19 protein-coding genes are annotated in these 20,322 nt (G+C 68.2%); 10 read left to right on the plus strand and 9 right to left on the minus strand.

Annotated features, from left to right (window positions below; translation table 11 throughout):
* Positions 1 to 25: 25 nt before the first annotated feature.
* Entirely contained in the window at positions 26 to 928 is a 903-nt protein-coding gene (gene sucD, locus AT701_RS26995; RefSeq protein WP_003896926.1) for a succinate--CoA ligase subunit alpha, read from the minus strand.
* A 12-nt stretch (positions 929 to 940) separates the two neighbouring features.
* A complete protein-coding gene (gene sucC, locus AT701_RS27000; protein ID WP_011730595.1) occupies positions 941 to 2,104 on the minus strand; it encodes an ADP-forming succinate--CoA ligase subunit beta in 1,164 nt (387 codons plus the stop codon).
* Between the two features lie 259 nt (positions 2,105 to 2,363).
* On the opposite strand from sucC, the gene AT701_RS27005 reads away from it, so the two are divergent.
* The 7 genes from AT701_RS27005 to AT701_RS27040 all read left to right on the plus strand — a co-directional run bounded on the left by AT701_RS27005 (position 2,364) and on the right by AT701_RS27040 (position 8,886).
* Entirely contained in the window at positions 2,364 to 3,503 is a 1,140-nt protein-coding gene (locus AT701_RS27005; protein ID WP_014878362.1) for a M23 family metallopeptidase, read from the plus strand.
* Positions 3,504 to 4,187: a hypothetical protein gene (locus AT701_RS27010; protein WP_011730597.1), complete on the plus strand. Its 684-nt coding sequence runs from the start codon at positions 3,504 to 3,506 to the stop codon at positions 4,185 to 4,187.
* Between the two features lie 174 nt (positions 4,188 to 4,361).
* Complete coding sequence (locus AT701_RS27020) at positions 4,362 to 5,330, plus strand: ABC transporter substrate-binding protein (protein ID WP_058126953.1); 969 nt, start codon at positions 4,362 to 4,364, stop codon at positions 5,328 to 5,330.
* Complete coding sequence (locus tag AT701_RS27025) at positions 5,327 to 6,181, plus strand: ABC transporter permease (RefSeq protein ID WP_029104406.1); 855 nt, start codon at positions 5,327 to 5,329, stop codon at positions 6,179 to 6,181. Before AT701_RS27020 ends, AT701_RS27025 begins: the two co-directional genes overlap by 4 nt.
* The gene (locus AT701_RS27030) at positions 6,178 to 6,906 is read left to right on the plus strand and encodes an ABC transporter ATP-binding protein (protein WP_011730600.1); all 729 of its coding nucleotides are present in this window, start codon (positions 6,178 to 6,180) and stop codon (positions 6,904 to 6,906) included. The genes AT701_RS27025 and AT701_RS27030 overlap by 4 nt, the downstream gene beginning before the upstream one ends.
* Complete coding sequence (locus tag AT701_RS27035; RefSeq protein WP_011730601.1) at positions 6,896 to 8,488, plus strand: FAD-dependent oxidoreductase; 1,593 nt, start codon at positions 6,896 to 6,898, stop codon at positions 8,486 to 8,488. Before AT701_RS27030 ends, AT701_RS27035 begins: the two co-directional genes overlap by 11 nt.
* Positions 8,485 to 8,886, plus strand: coding sequence for a 4Fe-4S dicluster domain-containing protein (locus AT701_RS27040; RefSeq protein ID WP_011730602.1), 402 nt, complete (start codon positions 8,485 to 8,487; stop codon positions 8,884 to 8,886). Before AT701_RS27035 ends, AT701_RS27040 begins: the two co-directional genes overlap by 4 nt.
* Before the next feature lie 3 nt (positions 8,887 to 8,889).
* Here the strand turns inward: AT701_RS27040 and pcrA are convergent, their stop codons facing one another.
* The gene (pcrA, locus tag AT701_RS27045; RefSeq protein WP_011730603.1) at positions 8,890 to 11,241 is read right to left on the minus strand and encodes a DNA helicase PcrA; all 2,352 of its coding nucleotides are present in this window, start codon (positions 11,239 to 11,241) and stop codon (positions 8,890 to 8,892) included.
* Between the two features lie 236 nt (positions 11,242 to 11,477).
* On the opposite strand from pcrA, the gene AT701_RS27055 reads away from it, so the two are divergent.
* Positions 11,478 to 11,744: a chorismate mutase gene (locus AT701_RS27055; protein WP_003896937.1), complete on the plus strand. Its 267-nt coding sequence runs from the start codon at positions 11,478 to 11,480 to the stop codon at positions 11,742 to 11,744.
* Between the two features lie 93 nt (positions 11,745 to 11,837).
* Here the strand turns inward: AT701_RS27055 and AT701_RS27060 are convergent, their stop codons facing one another.
* Positions 11,838 to 13,847, minus strand: a complete 2,010-nt coding sequence (locus AT701_RS27060) for an acyltransferase family protein (protein ID WP_011730604.1) — start codon at positions 13,845 to 13,847, stop codon at positions 11,838 to 11,840.
* Positions 13,848 to 13,977: 130 nt separating this feature from the next.
* On the opposite strand from AT701_RS27060, the gene AT701_RS27065 reads away from it, so the two are divergent.
* Complete coding sequence (locus tag AT701_RS27065; RefSeq protein ID WP_058126954.1) at positions 13,978 to 14,991, plus strand: FUSC family protein; 1,014 nt, start codon at positions 13,978 to 13,980, stop codon at positions 14,989 to 14,991.
* On the opposite strand, the gene AT701_RS27070 is transcribed toward AT701_RS27065, so the two are convergent.
* Positions 14,981 to 16,429 carry an NAD-dependent succinate-semialdehyde dehydrogenase gene (locus AT701_RS27070; protein ID WP_058126955.1) on the minus strand — a complete coding sequence of 483 codons (1,449 nt, stop codon included), beginning with the start codon at positions 16,427 to 16,429 and terminating at the stop codon, positions 14,981 to 14,983. The two genes, AT701_RS27065 and AT701_RS27070, sit on opposite strands and share 11 nt — an antisense overlap.
* A gap of 50 nt (positions 16,430 to 16,479) precedes the next feature.
* Here AT701_RS27070 and pgi point away from each other — a divergent pair, with 50 nt between their 5' ends.
* Positions 16,480 to 18,129, plus strand: coding sequence for a glucose-6-phosphate isomerase (gene pgi / locus AT701_RS27075; protein ID WP_058126956.1), 1,650 nt, complete (start codon positions 16,480 to 16,482; stop codon positions 18,127 to 18,129).
* On the opposite strand, the gene AT701_RS27080 is transcribed toward pgi, so the two are convergent.
* The 4 genes from AT701_RS27080 to AT701_RS27095 form a co-directional block, all read right to left on the minus strand.
* Positions 18,126 to 18,701 (minus strand): hypothetical protein, encoded by a 576-nt coding sequence (locus AT701_RS27080; protein ID WP_058127736.1) that lies wholly within the window; start codon positions 18,699 to 18,701, stop codon positions 18,126 to 18,128. The two genes, pgi and AT701_RS27080, sit on opposite strands and share 4 nt — an antisense overlap.
* Positions 18,694 to 18,984, minus strand: coding sequence for a helix-turn-helix transcriptional regulator (locus AT701_RS27085; protein WP_029104405.1), 291 nt, complete (start codon positions 18,982 to 18,984; stop codon positions 18,694 to 18,696). Before AT701_RS27085 ends, AT701_RS27080 begins: the two co-directional genes overlap by 8 nt.
* A gap of 88 nt (positions 18,985 to 19,072) precedes the next feature.
* Positions 19,073 to 19,483 carry a hypothetical protein gene (locus tag AT701_RS27090; RefSeq protein ID WP_014878369.1) on the minus strand — a complete coding sequence of 137 codons (411 nt, stop codon included), beginning with the start codon at positions 19,481 to 19,483 and terminating at the stop codon, positions 19,073 to 19,075.
* Positions 19,484 to 19,533: 50 nt separating this feature from the next.
* A complete protein-coding gene (locus AT701_RS27095) occupies positions 19,534 to 20,283 on the minus strand; it encodes an SDR family oxidoreductase (RefSeq protein ID WP_003896945.1) in 750 nt (249 codons plus the stop codon).
* Between the last annotated feature and the right edge of the window lie 39 nt (positions 20,284 to 20,322).

Consider the following 20,322-nt stretch of genomic DNA (forward strand, 5'->3'; position numbering starts at 1 on the left):
AGCTTGTGCGAAAACTCGCGGAGAACTACAGCGACTGCAGGATCTCGCGGGCCAGCTTGGCGGTCTCGGACGGGGTCTTGCCGACCTTGACGCCCGCGGCCTCAAGGGCCTCCTTCTTGGCCGCGGCGGTGCCCGACGAACCCGACACGATGGCGCCGGCGTGGCCCATGGTCTTGCCCTCCGGGGCGGTGAAGCCCGCGACGTAGCCGACGACCGGCTTGGTGACGTTGGCCTTGATGTAGTCGGCCGCGCGCTCCTCGGCGTCGCCGCCGATCTCGCCGATCATCACGATGACCTTGGTCTCGGGGTCCTTCTCGAACGCCTCGATGGCGTCGATGTGGGTGGTGCCGATGACCGGGTCGCCGCCGATGCCGATGGCGGTCGAGAAACCGAAATCGCGCAGCTCGTACATCATCTGGTAGGTCAGCGTGCCGGACTTCGACACCAGACCGATCGGGCCCTTGCCGGTGATGTTGTTCGGCGTGATGCCGACCAGCGCCTCACCGGGGGTGATGATGCCGGGGCAGTTGGGGCCGATGATGCGGGTCTTCTGACCCTTGTCGACGTTGTAGGCCCACGCGTAGGCGGTGTCCTGCACCGGGATGCCCTCGGTGATGACCACCAGCAGCGGGATCTCGGCGTCGATGGCCTCGATGATGGCGTCCTTCGAGAAGGCCGGCGGCACAAAGGCGATCGACACGTCGGCGCCGGTCTCCTTGATGGCCTCGGCGACACTGCCGAACACCGGGAGTTCGATGTCGTTGCCGTCCTTGTCCTTGTGGGACACGGTGGTGCCGGCCTTGCGCGCGTTCACGCCACCGACGATCTGGGTGCCGGCCTTGAGCATCAGCGCGGTGTGCTTGGTTCCCTCACCACCGGTGATGCCCTGGACGATGACCTTGGAGTCCTTGTTCAGAAAGATCGACATGTGAAGTGTCCCTTACTTGTTCGCCAGCTCGGCGGCCTTGTCGGCACCGGCGTCCATGGTCTCGGCCTGGATGACCAGGGGGTGGTTGGCTTCGGCCAGGATGCGCCGGCCCTCTTCGACGTTGTTGCCGTCCAGACGCACGACCAGCGGCTTGTTGGCCTCGTCGCCCAGGATCTGCAGGGCCTGCACGATGCCGTTGGCGACGGCGTCACACGCGGTGATGCCACCGAAGACGTTGACGAACACGCTCTTGACCTGGCTGTCGCCCAGAATGACGTCCAGACCCGCGGCCATCACGGCGGCCGAGGCGCCACCGCCGATGTCCAGGAAGTTGGCGGGCTTCACGCCGCCGTGGTTCTCACCCGCGTAGGCGACGACGTCCAGCGTCGACATGACCAGACCGGCGCCGTTGCCGATGATGCCGACCTGCCCGTCGAGCTTGACGTAGTTGAGGTCGTTCTCCTTGGCCTTGAGCTCAAGAGGATCGGTGGCGTCGCGGTCCTCGAACTCGGCGTGGCCGGGCTGACGGAAGCCGGCGTTCTCGTCGAGGGTGACCTTGCCGTCGAGGGCGAGGATCTGATCGTCGGGGGTGCGCACCAGCGGGTTGACCTCCACCAGGGTGGCGTCCTCCTTGACGAACACCTCCCACAGCTTCTGGATGGTCACCGCGGCGGCGTCGAGCACCTCGGCGGGCAGGTGGCCTTGCTCGGCGATCGAACGGGCGAACGCCAGGTCGACACCCTTGACGGCGTCGACAGGAACCTTCGCGAGACGCTCGGGCTTGGTGGCGGCCACTTCCTCGATCTCCATGCCACCCTCGACCGAGCACATGGCCAGGTAGGTGCGGTTGGCGCGATCGAGCAAGAAGGAGATGTAGTACTCCTCGGCGATGTCGCTCGCCTCGGCCACGAGCAACTTCTTGACCACGTGGCCCTTGATGTCGAGGCCGAGGATGTTGTTTGCGTGAGTGAACGCGTCATCGGGGGTGGCTGCGTACTTCACGCCACCGGCCTTGCCGCGACCACCGGTCTTGACCTGGGCTTTCACCATCACGGGGCGGCCGATTTCCTCGGCGATCGTCTTGGCGTCCTCGGCGGAATCGGTCACCCGGCCGGGTGATGTCGGGACGTTGTGCTTGGCGAACAGCTCTTTCGCCTGGTATTCGAAGAGATCCATTGGCTCACTGTCTGTCTGCGTTGACTTCGAAGTTGCCCGGCCGGGGAAAACGCCTGTCGGGCCCGTTGGCACTTTATCGACCGCGTAGTGATGCTTCGGCACCGCCTTCCGCTCATGTGGTAGATCTCACCGGTACCAAACCGTGATACACATCACAATCCCCCGGGGAATGCTCACATAAGTTGCCACCAACATTGGGATTTGGTTAACGTGCCTCTGGTCCAGATAACGCTGAGGTCACGAGAAGGATCCCCGGGTTTTGTTGCAGCATCGTTCGTCCGCGTCCCTGAAGGGGAATCCGACGAACGCTCGCGAACGCAAGTCCGCCCAGGCCGACGACCTCGACGCCGCTGAAGTGACCGACATCATCCCGTTCAGCGAGTTCTCCAAGGCGTTCGACCAGTTCGCTGCTCTGGATACCCAAATCTCAAGCGCCTACGACAATTTGAGCGCTTTCGAGCGCGAGGCCCGCGTCATCGAGGCCCCTGAGCTCGACGATCTCAACGACACCGACGACCTCGAGCCGGTGCGTCTGGACATCCCGTCGGAGTTCCTGGCCGATGCCCGCGACGCCGGTGAGCGCAGCGCCTCACGCCGCAAGCGCAACGCCACCCACGCCTACCGCGACAGCCACACCGACGTCAGCGACGGCACCGCAGCAACCGACGTCATCGACATGACAGGCCGTCGCGGCGCTCACCGCAAAGAGACCACCGGCGCGCTCAAGAGCCGGCTGATGATCGCGGCGGTGGCCGCGGGCGCCACCGCCGCCGGTGCGTACTCGTTCGGGAACGGCACCGAGGCCCAGGCCGCCGACGACACCGTGCTGGCCACCGGCCAGACGACGGTCGACGGAGCCTCGGTCAGCGGTTCGAACGACGGCATGCAGATCGTCTCGGTCGCGTCGAACATCTCGTCGGCCGTGCACGCCGAGGAGATCACCAAGGCCGCCGCGTTCGCACAGGAGCGCGCCGAGCGTGAGGCCCGCCTTTCGCGCCCGCTGTTCGTGATGCCGACCAAAGGCGTGTGGACGTCGGGCTTCGGCTACCGCTGGGGCGTGCTGCACGGCGGCATCGACATCGCCAACTCGATCGGCACGCCGATCTACGCCGCGTCCGACGGCGTGGTCACCGACGTGGGCCCGACGGCCGGTTACGGCGCGTGGGTGAAGATCCGCCACTCCGACGGCACCGTCACGCTCTACGGTCACATCAACACGTGGCTCGTCAGCGTCGGCGAGCGCGTGATGGCGGGCGATCAGATCGCCACCATGGGCAACCGGGGCTACTCCACGGGTCCCCACCTGCATTTCGAGGTCCTGACCAACGGCACGAACCGGATCGATCCGGTCGGTTGGCTGGCCAAGCGCGGGCTCAGCCCGGGCAGCTATGTTGGCTGAGTGAGCGACTCCGGTCCCCTCGACACCGACCAGTCCGGTGAGGACGACCGCACCCGCATCATCCGCCGACAACCTTCGTCTCCTCTCTCGGGTCCCGTGCCCACTTCCGACCCTTTGTCCGATGATGTGCCGAAGACGAGCATCATCCGGCGCCATCCGACAGGTGCCATACCCACCGCGCCCGACGCCGAACCACAAACCAGCCTCATCGGGGCGCAGAGCGACGCTTCCGGGCCCGAGGACGCCGGAGAGGCGGCCACCGCGTACGTGCCCCGGGCACGTCCCCTCGTGATCCCCCGCCGCGCGTCGGCCAACGATCCCAAGACCGCGGTGACCGCCGCGACGCTGAGCATCCTCAGCGGCTGGGGCACGGCCGTCATCGCCACCGATCTGATCGCGGGATGGTGGCGCACCGATCAACTGTTCTGCGTGGCCGTCGGCTTCCTCACCGCCGTATCGGCCGCAGCAACCATCGGCGGCCTCATCGCGCTGTTGCTGCGCCGGCGCCTGGGCCGGCTGCTCATCGTCGTCGGCGCGGTCATCGCGCTGCTGATCTTCGGCAGCCTGTTCATCGCGGGCGCCAAGCTGCACCCGCTGGTCTACGCGATCCCGGTGCTGCCCGTCTCCGCCATCCTGTTCGCCGTGTTGCCGGCCACGGGCAGATGGGCCGTGCGCAGCGAATAGCCCGGCTTTGCCAGGCGCTGCCGCGTCCCATTTACGTCACGCTCGTCGAAAGGTCAGCACCCGGGCGCTGTTCGGGTCAGCATGAGCCAAACCGTCGACCGGTCGAGCACCGCCGACTTCTACTGACCTCTGTCTGGTGTTCTCACACCCCATCACCACCTCGGAGGCCCGCTCATGCTCAGCCGGTTGTTGCGCTCTCTATCCGCCGTCGCCGCCGCGTCGGCACTTGCCGTCGGCGCCGTCGCGTGCAGCAGCAGCGACGACACGGGCGGCTACACGCTGCGCGTCGGTGCGACGTCGGTGACGGGCACCCCGGCCGGATCGCTGGGCTGGGGTGACAAGGAGGGCATCCTCACCGACGAGCTCAAGTCCGCGGGCATCGACAAGATCGAGTACTCGTTCTTCCAGTCGGGCAGCGACGTGGTCTCGGCGCTGTTCGCCGGCGCGATCGACGTCGCCGCCGTGGGCGACAACCCGGCCCTGCGTGCCCGCAGCCGCGACGCGAGAGTCGTTCTGCTGTCTCTCGATTCGATCAACGGCGACGCGTGGATCGTCGGCGCCAAGGGCGGCCCCGCCACCATCGGCGATCTGGTGGGCAAGTCGGTCACCGCGCCGCAGGGCACCATCCGCGACCGCGCGGCACGCCAGCTCATCGAGGCCGCGGGTCTCAGCGGCAAGATCGAGGTACGCGACGTCCCGACACCGGAGTCCATCGCGGGTCTGAGTTCGGGCCAGATCGACGCCACGGTGGTCACCGGCGCCAGCGCCGCCGAACTCAAGGACCGGGGCTTCCCCATCATCGACAGCCTGTCGCAGCACGGGTTCGGCAGCACGGGCACCAACATCGCGCTGACGTCGTTCACCGAAGCGCACCCCGAATTCGCCGAGGCCTGGCAGAACGCCGTCACCGCGGTCAACAAGGACATCACCGAGAACTTCGACGCCTACACGCAGTGGGTCGCCGAAACCGATGACACCGAGGTCGAGTACGTCCGCCAGTCCACCCAGGCCGGCGAGTTCAACACCGAACCGTTCCCCCAGAAAGGCGTCGAACAGCTCGAGGCCGCGTACAACTTCCTCAAGGCCGACGGCTCGCTGGACAACGAGTACTCGGTGGCCGAGTGGGCCGGGGCCAAGTCATGACGGCCACCGCCGTCGCACCCGAGGCCGCGGGACCCGACCTCGTCGACATCACGGCGATCCACATCAGGCGAAAGAGCCTGTGGGCGCTGATCCCCCGGCCGCTGCGCCGCCTGATGGGCCCGGCCCTGATCCTGCTCGCGTGGACCGTGGGCTCAGGAACCGGCCTGCTCAACACCGACCTGTTCCCGCCACCCACCGATGTCGCGGCCACGGCATGGCGCCTGTTCGACAACGGTCAACTCGCCACGCACATCGGCGCCTCGGCGGTGCGGGTGCTGGTCGGCACGGTCCTCGGCATCCTGATCGGTGTGGTGCTCGCCGTGCTCGCGGGCCTGACCCGCACGGGCGAGGACCTGCTGGACTGGACGATGCAGATCCTCAAGGCAGTACCGAATTTCGCGCTCACACCGCTGTTGATCATCTGGATGGGCATCGGTGAAGGACCCAAGATCGTCCTGATCACCACGGGCGTCGCGATCGCGATCTACATCAACACCTACTCGGGTATCCGGGGCGTGGACCGCCAACTCGTCGAGATGGCCCAGACCCTCGAAGCGCCGCGCCGCACGCTCATCACGCAGGTGATCCTGCCCGGCGCGATGCCGAATTTCCTTGTCGGACTGCGGCTCGGGCTGTCGAGCGCGTGGCTCAGCCTGATCTTCGCGGAGATGATCAACACCACCGAGGGCATCGGATTCCTGATGTCACGCGCGCAGACCAACCTGCAGTTCGACGTGTCGCTGTTGGTCATCGTCATCTACGCCATCGCAGGCCTGCTGTCCTACAGCCTGGTGCGCCTCTTGGAGCGGCTTCTACTGTCGTGGCGCAACGGATTCGACGGGGTCTCATGAGCGCCGTGGTTCAGGTGCGCGGCCTGCGCCGGTCATTCGGGGCCCAGCAGGTGCTCGACGATCTCGAATTGCAGATCGACGACGGCGAATTCGTCGCCATGCTGGGCCGGTCGGGCTCCGGGAAGAGCACGCTGCTGCGCATCCTCGCGGGCCTCGACGACGACGTCACAGGATCCGTGGTGGTGCCGCGCTCGCGTGCCGTGGTGTTCCAGAACCCGCGCCTGCTGCCGTGGCGTCGCGCGCTGGCCAATGTGACGTTCGCGCTGCGCGACGGCGGTCCCGACGAGCCGAGCCGCACCGCGCGGGCCCGCGCCGCGCTCGACGAGGTCGGGCTCTCCGACAAGGCCAGGAGCTGGCCGCTGTCGCTGTCCGGCGGTGAGGCGCAACGCGTTTCCCTGGCGCGGGCACTGGTGCGGGAACCGGATCTGTTGTTGCTCGACGAACCGTTCGGGGCGCTCGACGCCTTGACCCGGCTCAAGATGTACCGCCTGCTTCACGAGTTGTGGGCGCGACGGCACATGGCCGTCCTGCACGTCACCCACGACGTCGACGAGGCGATCCTGCTCGCCGACCGGGTCGTGGTGCTCTCGGGTGGCCAGGTCTCGCTCGACCGGCGCGTCGACCTGCCGTTCCCCCGCAGCCGCGGCGACGACGGCTTCGACGATCTGCGCCGCGTGCTGCTCGCCGAACTCGGTGTGCGTGAAGAGGTGGGACATGACCGGTAGACCGGACACCCTCACCACCGATGTGCTCGTGATCGGCGGCGGCCCGGCCGCGACGTGGGCGGCCATCTCGGCTACCGAGGCCGGCGCCCGGGTCATCCTGGTGGACAAGGGATATTGCGGTACCAGCGGCGCCACTGCGGCGGGCGGCAACAACCTGTGGCTCATCCCGCCCGGGCCGCGCCGCGAGGAATCGGTGCGCGACCGCGAGAAGGCCGCGGGCCGGATCACCGACGCCGACTGGATGTTCCGGGTTCTCGCCACCGCGTGGGACCGCGTCGACCAACTGGCCGCGTGGGGCTACCCCTTTCCGGCCGGCTCCGACGGCAGGCCCATGCGCAGCAGCCTGCAGGGCCCTGAGTACATGCGCCGGATGCGCCGCAAGGTGCACCGCAGCGGGGTCCGCATCCTCGACCATCATCCCGCGCTCGAGTTGACGGTGGACGACGACGGCGTCGTCGACGGCGCGACCGGTATCGCGCGCCAGGAGGGCGGACGGCCCTGGCGGGTCACCGCGGGCGCGGTCGTGCTCGCCACGGGCGGAACCGCGTTCCTGTCCGGCACATTCGGCACCAACGTCGACACCGGCGACGGCCTGCTCATGGCCGCCGAACACGGCGCTGCGCTGTCGGGCATGGAGTTCAGCACGGCGTATGCGCTGGCCCCCGAATGGGGCACCCACACGAAAGGCCGGATGCTGCAGTGGGGCAGCTTCTTCGACGAGCACGGACAGCCGCTGCCCACGCAGCTCGGCCTGGGTGGACGCCAGGACGCGCAAGCCCAACTCGCGCACGGCAGGCGGGTGTTCGCGCGCATCGACCGGGCGCCCGCGCACATCCACCAGACCATGCGTGACGCGCAGCCCAACTATTTCCTGCCCCTCGACAAGGCCGGCATCGACCCGTTCACCACGGCGTACCCGGTCCGCATGGTCCACGAGGGTTCGGTGCGCGGCACGGGCGGTCTGCGCCTCACCGGACCCGACTGCGCGACAACGGTTCCCGGCCTGTACGCGGCCGGTGACGCCGCGACCCGCGAGCTCATCACCGGGTCGCGTTCGGGCGGGGGCAGCCACAACGGCTCGTGGGCGATCGCGTCGGGCACCTTCGCGGGGCGCGGCGCGGCCGAGTTCAGCCGCAGACGCACCACACGGGCCGCACGGGCCGGGGCCGAAAGCCCACTCAACGTGCGCACCCGCAATGGGGCACCGACGGTCGACGAGGTGGTGCGCGCCGCTCAGCAACACGTGCTGCCGCCGCTGCGCAGTTACCTGAAAACCGCGGAGCGCCTCGCCGAGTCGGCCGCGGCACTCGAAACGGTGTGGCGTGACATCGCCGACGGTCTGGCCCCGGTCGCCCCACGCGACACCTACAAAGTGCGTCAGGCCGTCGCGCTCGTGGCGGCGGCACGCTGGGTGACCGCGGCATCGCTGGCGCGCGCCGAGACCCGCGGCCTGCATCGGCGTGAGGACATCCCGGACACCGACGCCCGGTTCGATCACCGCATCCTGGTCGGCGGGCTCGACGAGGTGTGGACCGCACCGGATCCCGTTGCGCCCCGGCTGGTGTCGGAGGCAGTCGCATGATCGAGATCGTCAGCCGCTCGGCGTGTATCGCGTGCGACGTGTGCGTCAAGGTGTGCCCCACCGACGTGTTCGACCGCGGCGACGACGGCATCCCGGTGATCGCGCGGCAGTCCGACTGCCAGACGTGCTTCATGTGTGAGGCCTACTGCCCCACCGACGCGCTCTACGTCGCACCCGTCTCCGAGCCGGTCGGCCCGGACAGCCCGCACGCCGACGAGACCGCGGTGCGCAGTGCCGGGCTGTTCGGGCAGTACCGCGCGCTCATCGGCTGGGGGCAGGGCCGCACACCGGGGGCACGCTTGGACAAGAACGCGGTGCTCACGTCGGTGCCCCCGCTGTCCGAGTCGCGGTTACCCGCTCCCGCCGAGCTTGCCGACGATCCGTGGAGTCACGCGTAGGCGTCAGAGCTTCTGCAGCGGCGCGTGGTTGTGCATGAGCTTGACGCGGCCGGCGCTGCCGAAGTCGATGAGCGACATCGCGGATTCGCCGGTGCCCGCGACCTCCTCGACGCGGCCGAGACCGTACTTGTCGTGGGTCACGCGGTCACCAGGCTGTAGCACCATCAACGGCTTGTTGCGGCCACCGCCGGGGCGGTTCGGCGAGGGCCGCGGTGAACCGAAGCCGATACCGCCGCCGCCGGAGGAGGACATGCGGCCCGGTGCGGCGTACGCCGGCGTGGGCGCCTCGATGCGGCGCCAGTCGATGAGTTCCTGCGGGATCTCGCGCAGGAAGCGCGATTCCGGGTTGAGCATGGGCTGCCCCCACGACGAGCGCACCTTGGCCCGGCTGAGGTAGAGCCGCTGGCGGGCGCGCGTGATGCCGACGTAGGCCAGGCGGCGTTCCTCGGACAGTTCGTTAGGGTCACCGAGTGCCCGCATGTGCGGGAACATGCCGTCCTCCCAACCGGTGACGAACACCGCGGGGAACTCCAGGCCCTTGGCGGTGTGCAGCGTCATCATCGTCACCACACCGGAGCCCTCTTCGGGGATGTCGTCGGCGTCGGCGACCAGCGACACCCGCTCGAGGAACTGCGCCAGCACGCCCGTGTCGGGGATGTCCTCGTCGACGGGCTCGTCGCTCTCCTCGGCCAGGGCCTGTGCGTTGGCCAGGTCGATGCTGAACTCGTGTGCGACGCTGACCAATTCGTTGAGGTTGTCGAGACGGGCCAGATCCTGCGGATCGCTCGACGCCTCGAGCTCACGGCGGTAGCCGGTGCGTTCCAGCACGGCCTCCACGAGGTCGCCGAGTTCTTCGTCGAGCTTGCCCCGCAGGTCGTCGAGCATCTGTACGAAGCTCGCGATGCACTTCTCCGAGCGTGTGTTGAGCATCGGCACGCGGCCCTCGGCGGCGGCCTGCAGCGCCTCGTTGAAGCTCACGCCGGTGTTCTCGGCGTACACCGCGACGCACGCCTCGGCACGGTCGCCGATGCCGCGGCGCGGCGTGTTGAGGATGCGCCGCATGCTCACCGAGTCGCCGGGATTGTCGAGCACGCGCAGGTAGGCGACGATGTCGCGGATCTCGCGGCGCTCGTAGAACCGCACGCCGCCGACGACCTTGTACGGGATGCCCGCGCGGATGAACACCTCTTCCAGCGCACGCGAGGAGTTGTTGGTGCGGTAGAACACCGCGATGTCGTTGTAGTTGTAGCCGTGCCGGTCGGTGAGCGCGTCGATCTCGTCGGCGACGAACCGGGCCTCGTCGTGCTCGTTGTCGGCGACGTAGCCGACGATCAGCTCACCCTGGCCTGCGTCGGTCCACAGGCGCTTCTCGCGACGCCCGGTGTTGCGGGCGATCACCGCGTTCGCGGCGTTGAGGATCGTCTGCGTCGACCGGTAGTTCTGTTCCAGCAGGATCGTCGTCGCGTCGGGGAAGTCGCGCTCGAAGTCCTCGATGTTGCGGATCGTCGCGCCGCGGAACGCGTAGATCGACTGGTCGGCGTCACCCACCACGCACAGCTCCGACGGCGGCACGCCGTCGTGGTCCTCGAGGTGGTGCCCGACGAGCTCACGCACCAGCACGTACTGCGCATGGTTGGTGTCCTGGTACTCGTCGACCAGGATGTGCCGGAACCGGCGCCGGTAGTACTGCGCGATCTGCGGGAACGCCTGCAGCACCGCGACCGTCTCCCCGATGAGGTCGTCGAAGTCCAGCGCATTGGCCGCGCGCAGCCGGCGCTGGTATTCGCCGTACACCTGCGCGATGACGGTGGCCATCTCGTCGGAGGCCTCGGACGCCTCGGCGGCGGCCTGTTCGGGGCCGATCAGCTCGTTCTTGAGGTTGGAGATCCCGTTGGCCAGCAGCCGCGGCGAGTACCGCTTGGTGTCCAGGCCCAGATCCTTGCCGATCATCATCAGCAGGCGCCGGGAATCGTCGGAGTCGTAGATCGAGAAGTTCGAGTTCAGCCCGGGCAGCAGCGACGCCTGGTTGCGCAGGATCCGCACGCACGTCGAGTGGAACGTCGACACCCACATGGCCTTGGCCCGCGGCCCCACCAGTTGCACCACGCGCTCGCGCATCTCGGCGGCGGCCTTGTTGGTGAACGTGATGGCCAGTACCTGCCCCACCCCGACCTCGCGCTCAGCGAGCAGGTACGCGATGCGCCGGGTCAGCACGGCAGTCTTTCCCGAACCCGCGCCCGCGACGATCAGCAGGGGCGAACCCTCGTGGAGCACCGCCTGACGCTGCTGCGGGTTCAGGCCGTCCAGGAGCTGGTCGGTTTCGGCGGCGAAGGGGGTGGCAGAGGGGGAAGTCATCTCGGCTCAAACCTACCGCGCGTCGCCGACATCCTTTGCGATGGGACGACATGTGGTGGCACACTCGATACGTGCTCATTGAGCAGAGGCGATTTTTCTACGGGTACCGGCCTGCGGTGCCCGTGGTCTAGCTGCCTTCCCCTTCCCAGCCCCGCGGTCCGCATCCGGATCCGGGGCTCGTCTCTTGTGTGAGGCCCGATCACCGGATGGGACCCCCACACGATGAGGAGCCTCACATGCCTGAGACCATCGATGCCGTGCCTGAGATCGATGACCTGCGTCGTGAGATCGACGAACTCGACGCCACCATCATCGCCGCCATCCAGCGGCGCACCGAAGTGTCGAAGACCATCGGTAAAGCACGCATGGCATCGGGCGGTACCCGCCTGGTCCACAGCCGTGAGATGAAGGTCATCGAGCGCTACATCGACGCGCTCGGCCCGGAGGGCAAGGACCTCGCGATGCTGTTGCTGCGCCTCGGCCGCGGCCGCCTCGGGTACTAGCGCTCGGCCTCGTGCGCCGAGTGTGCGCTTTCATACGCCCGCGGCGGCGCGTCGGGGATGAAACCGCACGGTCGGCGGGAAGTCAGCGGGAAGTCAGCGTGGCTTGCCCGGCGGCAGCTTCTTGAGCGAGTCGACCAGCCACGGCGTCAGCCATTCCACGGCCTCGGCAGTGGGATGCACACCGTCGCTGCGCATCCGGATGCCGTCCACGCGCGCGGTGTAGGCGCCGTTGGGGTTGAGCTTGGCGTTGAAGTCGAGCACCGACACGTTGGGCCGCTTGGCGGCGACGTCGCGCAGGATCGTGTTCCACGCCCGCACGCGTGACGGCTGGTCCTCGGGGTACAGGCTGCCGTCCGCGCGTTCGCCGCGGCGCGTGTAGGGCGCGGTCGTGACGACGACGCGTGCGCCGGTCGAACCGAGGATGTCCAGAGCCCGCTGTAGTTCGGCGGTGAGGTAGTCGTCGTAGGCGTCCTCACCGATGTGGGTCCAGTGGCCCTCGTGCTTGCGGTCGACGATCTCCCAGCGACCGATCATCAGCAGCACCGTGTCGGGGCGGTCGTGCCGGATGCGCTGGGTCCAGCGGGCGGGCCACGTGTCGCACTCGGGTTTCTGGTTGAGGGTCTCCCCTGCCGACCGGTACGGCCCGCCGCGCGCGATACCGCAGCCGATGGTCGTGTAGTTGCTGAACGCCAGGCCCGGCGTGGCGGGCAGATAACGCATCAACGTCCACGCGACCGAATCACCGAACACCGCGACGCTGTGGGTTCCCGGTGCCCGGCGTGCGGGCGCAGGTCCCAGAACAGGCCGTTCGGCACCCACGTCGGGCTGCACCGCGGCGGCCGACATGACGTCGGGCCCCAGCGGCGTGGGCTGCGGGGGCGTGACGGGCACGACGGTCAGGGTGACGACGGCAGCGGTCGCCGCCGTGGCCGCGGCCAGCGGCAGCATCGGCACATGCTGTGGCCGCCAGCGCCGCACGGGTTGTTCGACGAACCGCCACGACACCCACGCGAGCGCGATCGTCACCCCGAAGCGCAGCGCGACCAGCGACCATCCCGTCAGCCCCGTGCGTTCGCCGTTGAGGATCAAGAACAGCGGCCAGTGCCACAGGTACACGCCGTACGAGATCGCACCGAGCGCGACGAGTGGCCGCCACCCCAGCGCCCTGGCCACCCAGCCGTACTGGTCGAGGGCGACGGGCACGATCACCAGCACCGCTGCGGCCGCGACGATGATCAGCAGGCCGTGCCGGAAGTCCTCGGCGTCGCCTGTGGCCAAGTGCGCGGCGGCGCCCAGCACGGCGAGTCCGAACACCGGGAGCACCCACGCGATCCAGCGCCGCCACCGCGCGCGGATCAGGGTCCCCGACACCGTGAGTGCCGACCAGTCGCGCACCAGCAGCGCCGCGGCCGCGGCGCCGAGCAGCAGACCCTGCGCGCGGAAGTCGGTGCCGAAGTAGACGCGGTTCAGGGTGTCGGTGTTGACGGCCACGATCGCGCAGGCCGCCGAGGCGGCCGCACCGGCCGTCGCGATCACGACCACCGCGATGCGCACGGCGCGGGCCCCGCGCCGGCGCAACAGGAGCACGGCGAACAGCACCAGGAGCGGCCAGACGAGGTAGTACTGCTCTTCGACCCCGAGTGACCAGGTGTGCTGCAGGGGCGACGGCGGCGCGCCCTGTGAGAAGTAGTCGGCCTGCTGGGCGACGAAAGCCCAGTTGGCCACCCAGAAGAACGCCGCGACGGCGTCGTCGCGCAGCGAGGTCACCGCATCGGGCGGGAACAGCTCGCGCGCGGCGACGACCGCGAGGGTCATGACGAGCAGCGCGGGCAGCAGGCGCCGGGCACGACGGATCCAGAAGCCCTTGAGGTCGACGCGGCCGGTGCGGGCGAACTCGTCGAGCAGCAACGACGTGATCAGGAATCCGCTGAGCACGAAGAAGATGTCGACGCCGATGAATCCCCCCGCCACGCCGGGCACACCGGCGTGGCCGGCCAGGACCAACAGGACCGCGATGGCCCGGATGCCGTCGAGTGCGGGGATCTCGCCGCGCGCAGGGAGGGTCCGACGGCGACCGGCAGCACGGACTGGCGCCGCAGTCACGTCATGACCTCCTGTCTGGCGTATGAGCCCAGAAGTTTAGGGGTCGGTGACGGTCGAATCCGGAAGGCGCGCCACGGGTCGGCGGTTCGCGGTTTAGGATCTGCGCAACACCCCATCGCGAAGTCCGGCCATGACTCTTTCGCCCACTGTCAAGCAGGTCGCGGCGGTCCTGACCGTCGTCGTGCCGCTGTTCGTCCCCGAAGTGGTGCTGAGCTTCACGCCGTTTCACGCCGACGCCGCGATGGTCATGGCAGGCATGCTGCCGACGGTGCTGGCCTGGGTGTTCGCTCCGCGTTACGCCGCAGGCGCGGCAGTGCTTGCGGCGCTGGCGAATACGCTCGCGGTGCTCGCGTTCGGCAACCTCGCGCTCACGGCCCTGCTGGCCGGCGCGCTCGCATTGCTGGTGGGGCTGAGTGCACGGCGCGGTCTGCACATCGTCGGGATGTTCATCGCGGTGCAACCGCTGATCACGCTCGTCGCGGGCTTCCCGACGGTCGAACTCAGCGGTCAGACGCCCGGCACCGGTGGCCAGGCGGTGCTGTGTGGGGTGTTCGCGCTGGGCGGCGGCCTGTGGGCGCTGGCGGTGGGCGCGTTGATGCTGCGCGACGAGGTGGTCGGCCCGCCCGATCCGGTGCCGGTGCCGATCGTCGGGTTCTACACCGCGGCACTGCTGTTGATGCTCGTGCCGGGCACCGTGGTGGCGGCGTCGTGGTTCCTGCACACCACCGCGGGGTGGCTGCTCGCGACGATCGTTCTGGTGACCCGCCCTACCTATGACGAGTCACGCCGCATGATCGTCGAGCGGTCGCTGGGCACGGTTGTCGGTGGTCTCGCCGCGGCCGGTGTCGCGCTGGTGGTGCAGAACGGCCTGGCACTGGTGCTTCTGGGCACCGCGGCCATGGTCGTGGCCGCGGTGCTGCAGCTCATGCATGCCCGCTACGCGTACTTCGCCGGGTTCCTCACCGCGGCCCTCGTGCTGGTCAACGCCGAACGCGCCGACGTGCTGACCACGGGCGCCGAGCGGATCCTGTGGACCGTTCTCGGTGCGCTGGCCGTGGCCGCTGTGGTGACCACGGCCGAAGCACTGCTGGGCCGCCACTCCGACAGGGCGGCGGAGGCCGCCCCGAGCCGCGCTACTTCGTGAGCGCGATGTACTTGGTGTCGAGGTACTCCTCGATGCCCTCGATACCGCCTTCGCGCCCGAACCCGGATTCCTTGATGCCGCCGAAAGGTGCTGCCGGATCGGAGATCACACCACGGTTGATCCCGACCATGCCGGACTGGATCGTCTCGGCCACGCGCAGCGCACGGTCGAGCGACTGCGTGTAGATGTAGGCGGCCAGGCCGTATTCGGTGTCGTTGGCCGCGGCGATGCCTTCTTCCTCGGTGTCGAATCCGGTGATCGGCGCGACGGGCCCGAACACCTCCTCTTTGAGGATGCGCGCGTCGGCGGGCACGTCGGCCAAAACGGTCGCGGGGTAGAAGTTGCCCGGGCCGCCCGGTGCGACGCCGCCGACCGCGACCGTCGCGCCGCGTGACACCGCGTCGGAGACGAGCTCGGTGACCGTGGCGACCTGCTTGGAGTTGATCAGCGGTCCCAGCGTCGACGACGGGTCGAGGCCCTTGCCGAGGGTGAACTCGCTCATGCGCTTGACGAGCTTCTCGGTGAACTCCTCGCGCACCGAGTTGGCGACGTGGAACCGGTTGGCCGCGGTGCACGCCTCGCCGCCGTTGCGCATCTTGGCCAGGATCGCGCCGTCGACGGCCGCGTCGACGTCGGCGTCGTCGAACACGATGAACGGCGCGTTGCCACCCAGTTCCATCGAGGTCCGCAGCAGTTTGTCCGCGGACTGCTTGACCAGCGCCTTGCCCACACCGGTCGAGCCGGTGAACGTGAGCTTGCGCAGCCGGCCGTCGTCGATGAGCGCGCCCGTGACCCCGCGCGGGTTGCTGGTGGGCAGCACCGACAGGACGCCCTTGGGCAGCCCGGCCTCGTCCATGAGCTTGGCCAGCAGCAGCATGGTCAGCGGGGTTTCCTGTGCGGGCTTGACGATCATGGTGCAGCCGGCCGCGAACGCCGGGCCCATCTTGCGGGTGCCCATGGCCAGCGGGAAGTTCCACGGCGTGATCGCGTAGCACGGGCCGACGGCCTGCTTGGTCACCAGGATCCGTCCGGTGCCCGCGGGCGCGTGCGTATAGCGGCCGTCGATGCGCACGGCCTCCTCGGAGAACCAGCGGAAGAACTCGGCGCCGTAGGCCACCTCGCCCTTGCTCTCGGGCAGCACCTTGCCCATCTCGAGCGTCATCAGCGCGGCGATGTCGTCGGCACGCTCGGTGATCTTCTCGAAGACCGACCGCAGGATCTCGCCCCGCGTGCGCGCAGGCGTCGCGGCCCACTCGTCCTGCACGGCGCATGCCGCGTCGAGTGCGGCGATCGCATCCTCGGCGGTGGCATCGGCGACCGCGGTGATCACCTGATCGTCGCTCGGATCGAGCACGTTGAACGTCGACGCGGCCTTCTGCTCCTCACCACCGATCCACAGTCCGGTGGGGACGGATGAAATCAGGTCTTCGATGCGCATACATCCATCATGTACACCCTCGACACGTTCACCGCACTAAGGTCGACACAATGAGCGCTGACATCACCGAAACTCCCGCATGGCAGGCTTTGTCGGACCACCACGCCGAGATCGGCGACCGGCATCTGACAGAACTGTTTGCTGACGATCCCGCGCGGGGAACCGAGTTGGCGTTGACCGTCGGGGATCTCTACATCGACTACAGCAAGCACCGCGTCACGCGGCGCACCCTGGACCTGCTCGTCGACCTGGCGCGCGCGGCCGGGTTGGAGGAGCGCCGGGATGCGATGTTCGCCGGCGAGCACATCAACACCTCCGAGGACCGCGCGGTGCTGCACACCGCGCTGCGCCTGCCGCGGGACGCCAAGCTGGTGGTGGACGGTCAGGACGTGGTCGCCGATGTGCACGACGTGCTGGACCGCATGGGCGATTTCACCGACCGGTTGCGCAGCGGAGAGTGGACCGGCGCCACCGGCGAACGCATCACCACGGTGGTCAACATCGGCATCGGCGGCTCGGATCTGGGTCCGGTGATGGTGTACGACGCGCTGCGCCATTACGCCGACGCCGGCATCTCGGCGCGCTTCGTGTCCAACGTCGACCCCGCCGATCTGGTCGCCAAACTCGACGGCCTGGATCCGGCGAAGACGTTGTTCATCGTCGCCTCCAAGACGTTCTCGACGCTGGAGACGCTGACCAATGCGACGGCGGCGCGGCGCTGGCTCACCGACGCCCTGGGTGACGCCGCGGTGGCCAAGCATTTCGTCGCGGTGTCCACCAACAAGAAGCTGGTCGACGAGTTCGGCATCAACACCGACAACATGTTCGGGTTCTGGGACTGGGTGGGCGGGCGCTACTCGGTGGACAGTGCGATCGGGTTGAGCGTGATGGCCGTGATCGGCAAGGAACGCTTCGCCGAGTTCCTGGCCGGGTTCCACATCGTCGACGAGCACTTCCGCACCGCCCCGCTGCACCAGAACGCTCCGGCGCTGCTGGGGCTGATCGGGCTGTGGTACTCGAATTTCTTTGGCGCGCAATCCCGTGCGGTGCTGCCCTACTCCAACGACCTGTCACGGTTCGCGGCGTACCTGCAGCAGTTGACCATGGAATCCAACGGCAAGTCGGTACGCGCCGACGGCACACCGGTGTCCACCGACACCGGTGAGATCTTCTGGGGCGAGCCGGGCACCAACGGCCAGCACGCCTTCTACCAGTTGCTGCACCAGGGCACCCGACTGGTGCCCGCGGACTTCATCGGGTTCTCCCAGCCCACCGACGACCTGCCCACGGCCGATGGCACCGGCAGCATGCACGACCTGCTGATGAGCAACTTCTTCGCCCAGACCCAGGTGCTGGCATTCGGAAAGACCGCCGACGCAATAGCTTCCGAGGGCACCCCCGCAGATGTGGTGCCGCACAAGGTGATGCCCGGCAACCGGCCCACCACCAGCATCCTCGCCACCAAGCTCACCCCGTCGGTCGTCGGGCAGTTGATCGCCCTCTACGAACATCAGGTGTTCACCGAAGGCGTGATCTGGGGCATCGACTCGTTCGACCAGTGGGGCGTGGAACTGGGCAAGACGCAGGCCAAGGCCCTGCTCCCGGTTCTGACCGGCGACAAATCTCCTGCCGCGCAGTCGGATACGTCCACCGACGCCCTGGTGCGGCGCTACCGGACCGAACGGGGCCGGCCCGCTTAGGCTTCGGCGTCGGCTTCTGCGTCCGAACGCCTGGTCCAGCCCAGGATCATCGCGGGCAGGCAGCTGCCGATCATCAAGGCCGCCAAGGCCATCAGCGCACCGGCATAGGCCAGGTCGCGGATGGTCTTGGCGTCGGCGCCGGTCAGCTGCGTCGACACGATGATCAGGAAGAAGATCGGTACCAGCATCAGCGACTGGATGACGGTCAGCCCGATGGACCGTGCGCTGTTGCGCTGCGCGATCTCATATTCGTCGAGTGTCGCACTGGGAGCGTCACTTTGACGCCCCAGCACAATCTGCAACATCAACCAGACCGGGAAGAACACTGCGACCGCAGGCAGCCACATCAACGCGGCCTGCCGAAAACCCGTGGCGCACAACACACTCGTGATCACCATGAGTGCGAGCGAGGCGGCCAGCACACCGACGAGCAGGCGGCGACGGCCCTGTGTGCGCCAGCCGGGCAGCGAGTTGGCGTATGTGCTCTGGTGTTTGAGAAAGCGGCCCGTCCGGTGGTCCTGGTACCGGTCGATGAGCGTCGGCTTCGGGGTGGTGCGCGTCGATCTAGTCATCAGCACTTCCTTCCGGTTGGCCCGTTCTCCCATAGAGCTCGGTGGACAGCGGAGTGAAGGCGGTGCGTGAGAACACCGCCTCCACCGGCAGGCCGAACACGTCGCAGATGCGGAACGCCAGATCGAGGCTGGGGTAATGGTCGCCTCGCTCCAGCGCTCCGACCGTCTGCGGATTGACGTTGATCAGGCCCGCAAGCTCCGCTCGGCTCATCCGCCGCTCGGCGCGTAGCACCGCGATGCGGTTGTAGATGGGGAGAGTTTCCCCGCGCCTCACCGGACTCATGCAACACATTGTTGGGAAAACCCAACAATGTGTCAACATGATCCATGGAATTGTTTGGCCGTCCGAAAGGAAGTTGCTGTTCAGGCCCTTACGGGGCGGGGATGGTGGCGCATCCGACGTTCGGGATGCAACCGCTGGCGCCACCGGGTCCGGCCGTACCACCCGGGCCACCGGGGATCACGCCGGTCGCACCGTCAGGTCCGGCGGTACCGGCCGGTCCACCGGGGATGGAGCCCGTTGCGCCGTCGGGTCCTGCGGCACCTCCCGGACCACCGGGGATGGCACCGCTGGCGCCGCCCGGTCCGGCCGTGCCACCCGGACCACCGGGGATCTGACCGGTCGCGCCGCCGGGACCGGCGGTGCCGATGTCCGAGCACGGTGTGCCGTCAGCGTTGACACACGGCGGCGGGGCCGGCTCGGCCATCGCCATGGGAGCAAAGGCCAGAGCCCCTGCCGCCGCGCCTGCAAAAATCATCGAGGTGAGCGTCTTTGAGGTCATGCATGAGGTCTACCCAGCCTTCACGCATGTCGAAACGCACAACAGGCGAACTATGCGAAGCGCTTGGTGTACTTAGGTGGCAACAGCCGCATGACCTGGGTCAGCGGCGCCCACGGCCAGCGCGGCACGACGGCGCGCCCCTTCTCCTTCTCGATGGCCTCGACCATGGCGCGCACGCCGGTCTCGTTGTCGACCATGAGCATCGTCGAGTTGGCCTTGGCCGTCATCTCGGATTCGATGTACCCCGGTTCGACGACCGTGACCCTGATGGGGCCCTTGTCGTACTCCGCGCGCAGGGACTCGCCCAGCGACGTCATACCGGCCTTGCTCGCACAGTAGGCGGCCTTGCCGCCGGGGACACCCGTGTTGCCCAGCACCGAGGAGATCAGCACCAGGTGTCCACCGCCTGCCTTCTTGAACATCTCCAGTGCGGCCTCGATCTGCACCAGACCGGCGACCAGGTTGGTCTCGAGCGTGGCCTTGTTGGCCCACGGCTTGCCCTCGCCCAGCGGCCAGCCCTTGCCGATGCCCGCGTTGACGATGACGCGGTCGATACCGCCGAGTTCCTCGGACAGTTCGTTGAACACCCGGGGCACGGCCTCGTGATCGTTGACGTCCAGCGCGGCGATGGCCACCTTGATGTACGGGTGTCGGTCGGCGATCTCGGCCTTGAGCTCCTCCAGACGATCCGTGCGGCGCGCGCACAGCGCCAGGTTGCGGCCTCTGGCTGCGAATTGACGGGCCATACCGGCGCCCAGGCCTGAGCTGGCACCGGTGATGAGGATGTTCTGACGGGTCACCGCAGCAGGATAACCGGGTTAGACAACTGTCAAGAATCC

Origin of the sequence: Mycolicibacterium smegmatis (assembly GCF_001457595.1) — a bacterium.
In the GTDB taxonomy this organism is placed as follows: domain Bacteria; phylum Actinomycetota; class Actinomycetes; order Mycobacteriales; family Mycobacteriaceae; genus Mycobacterium; species Mycobacterium smegmatis.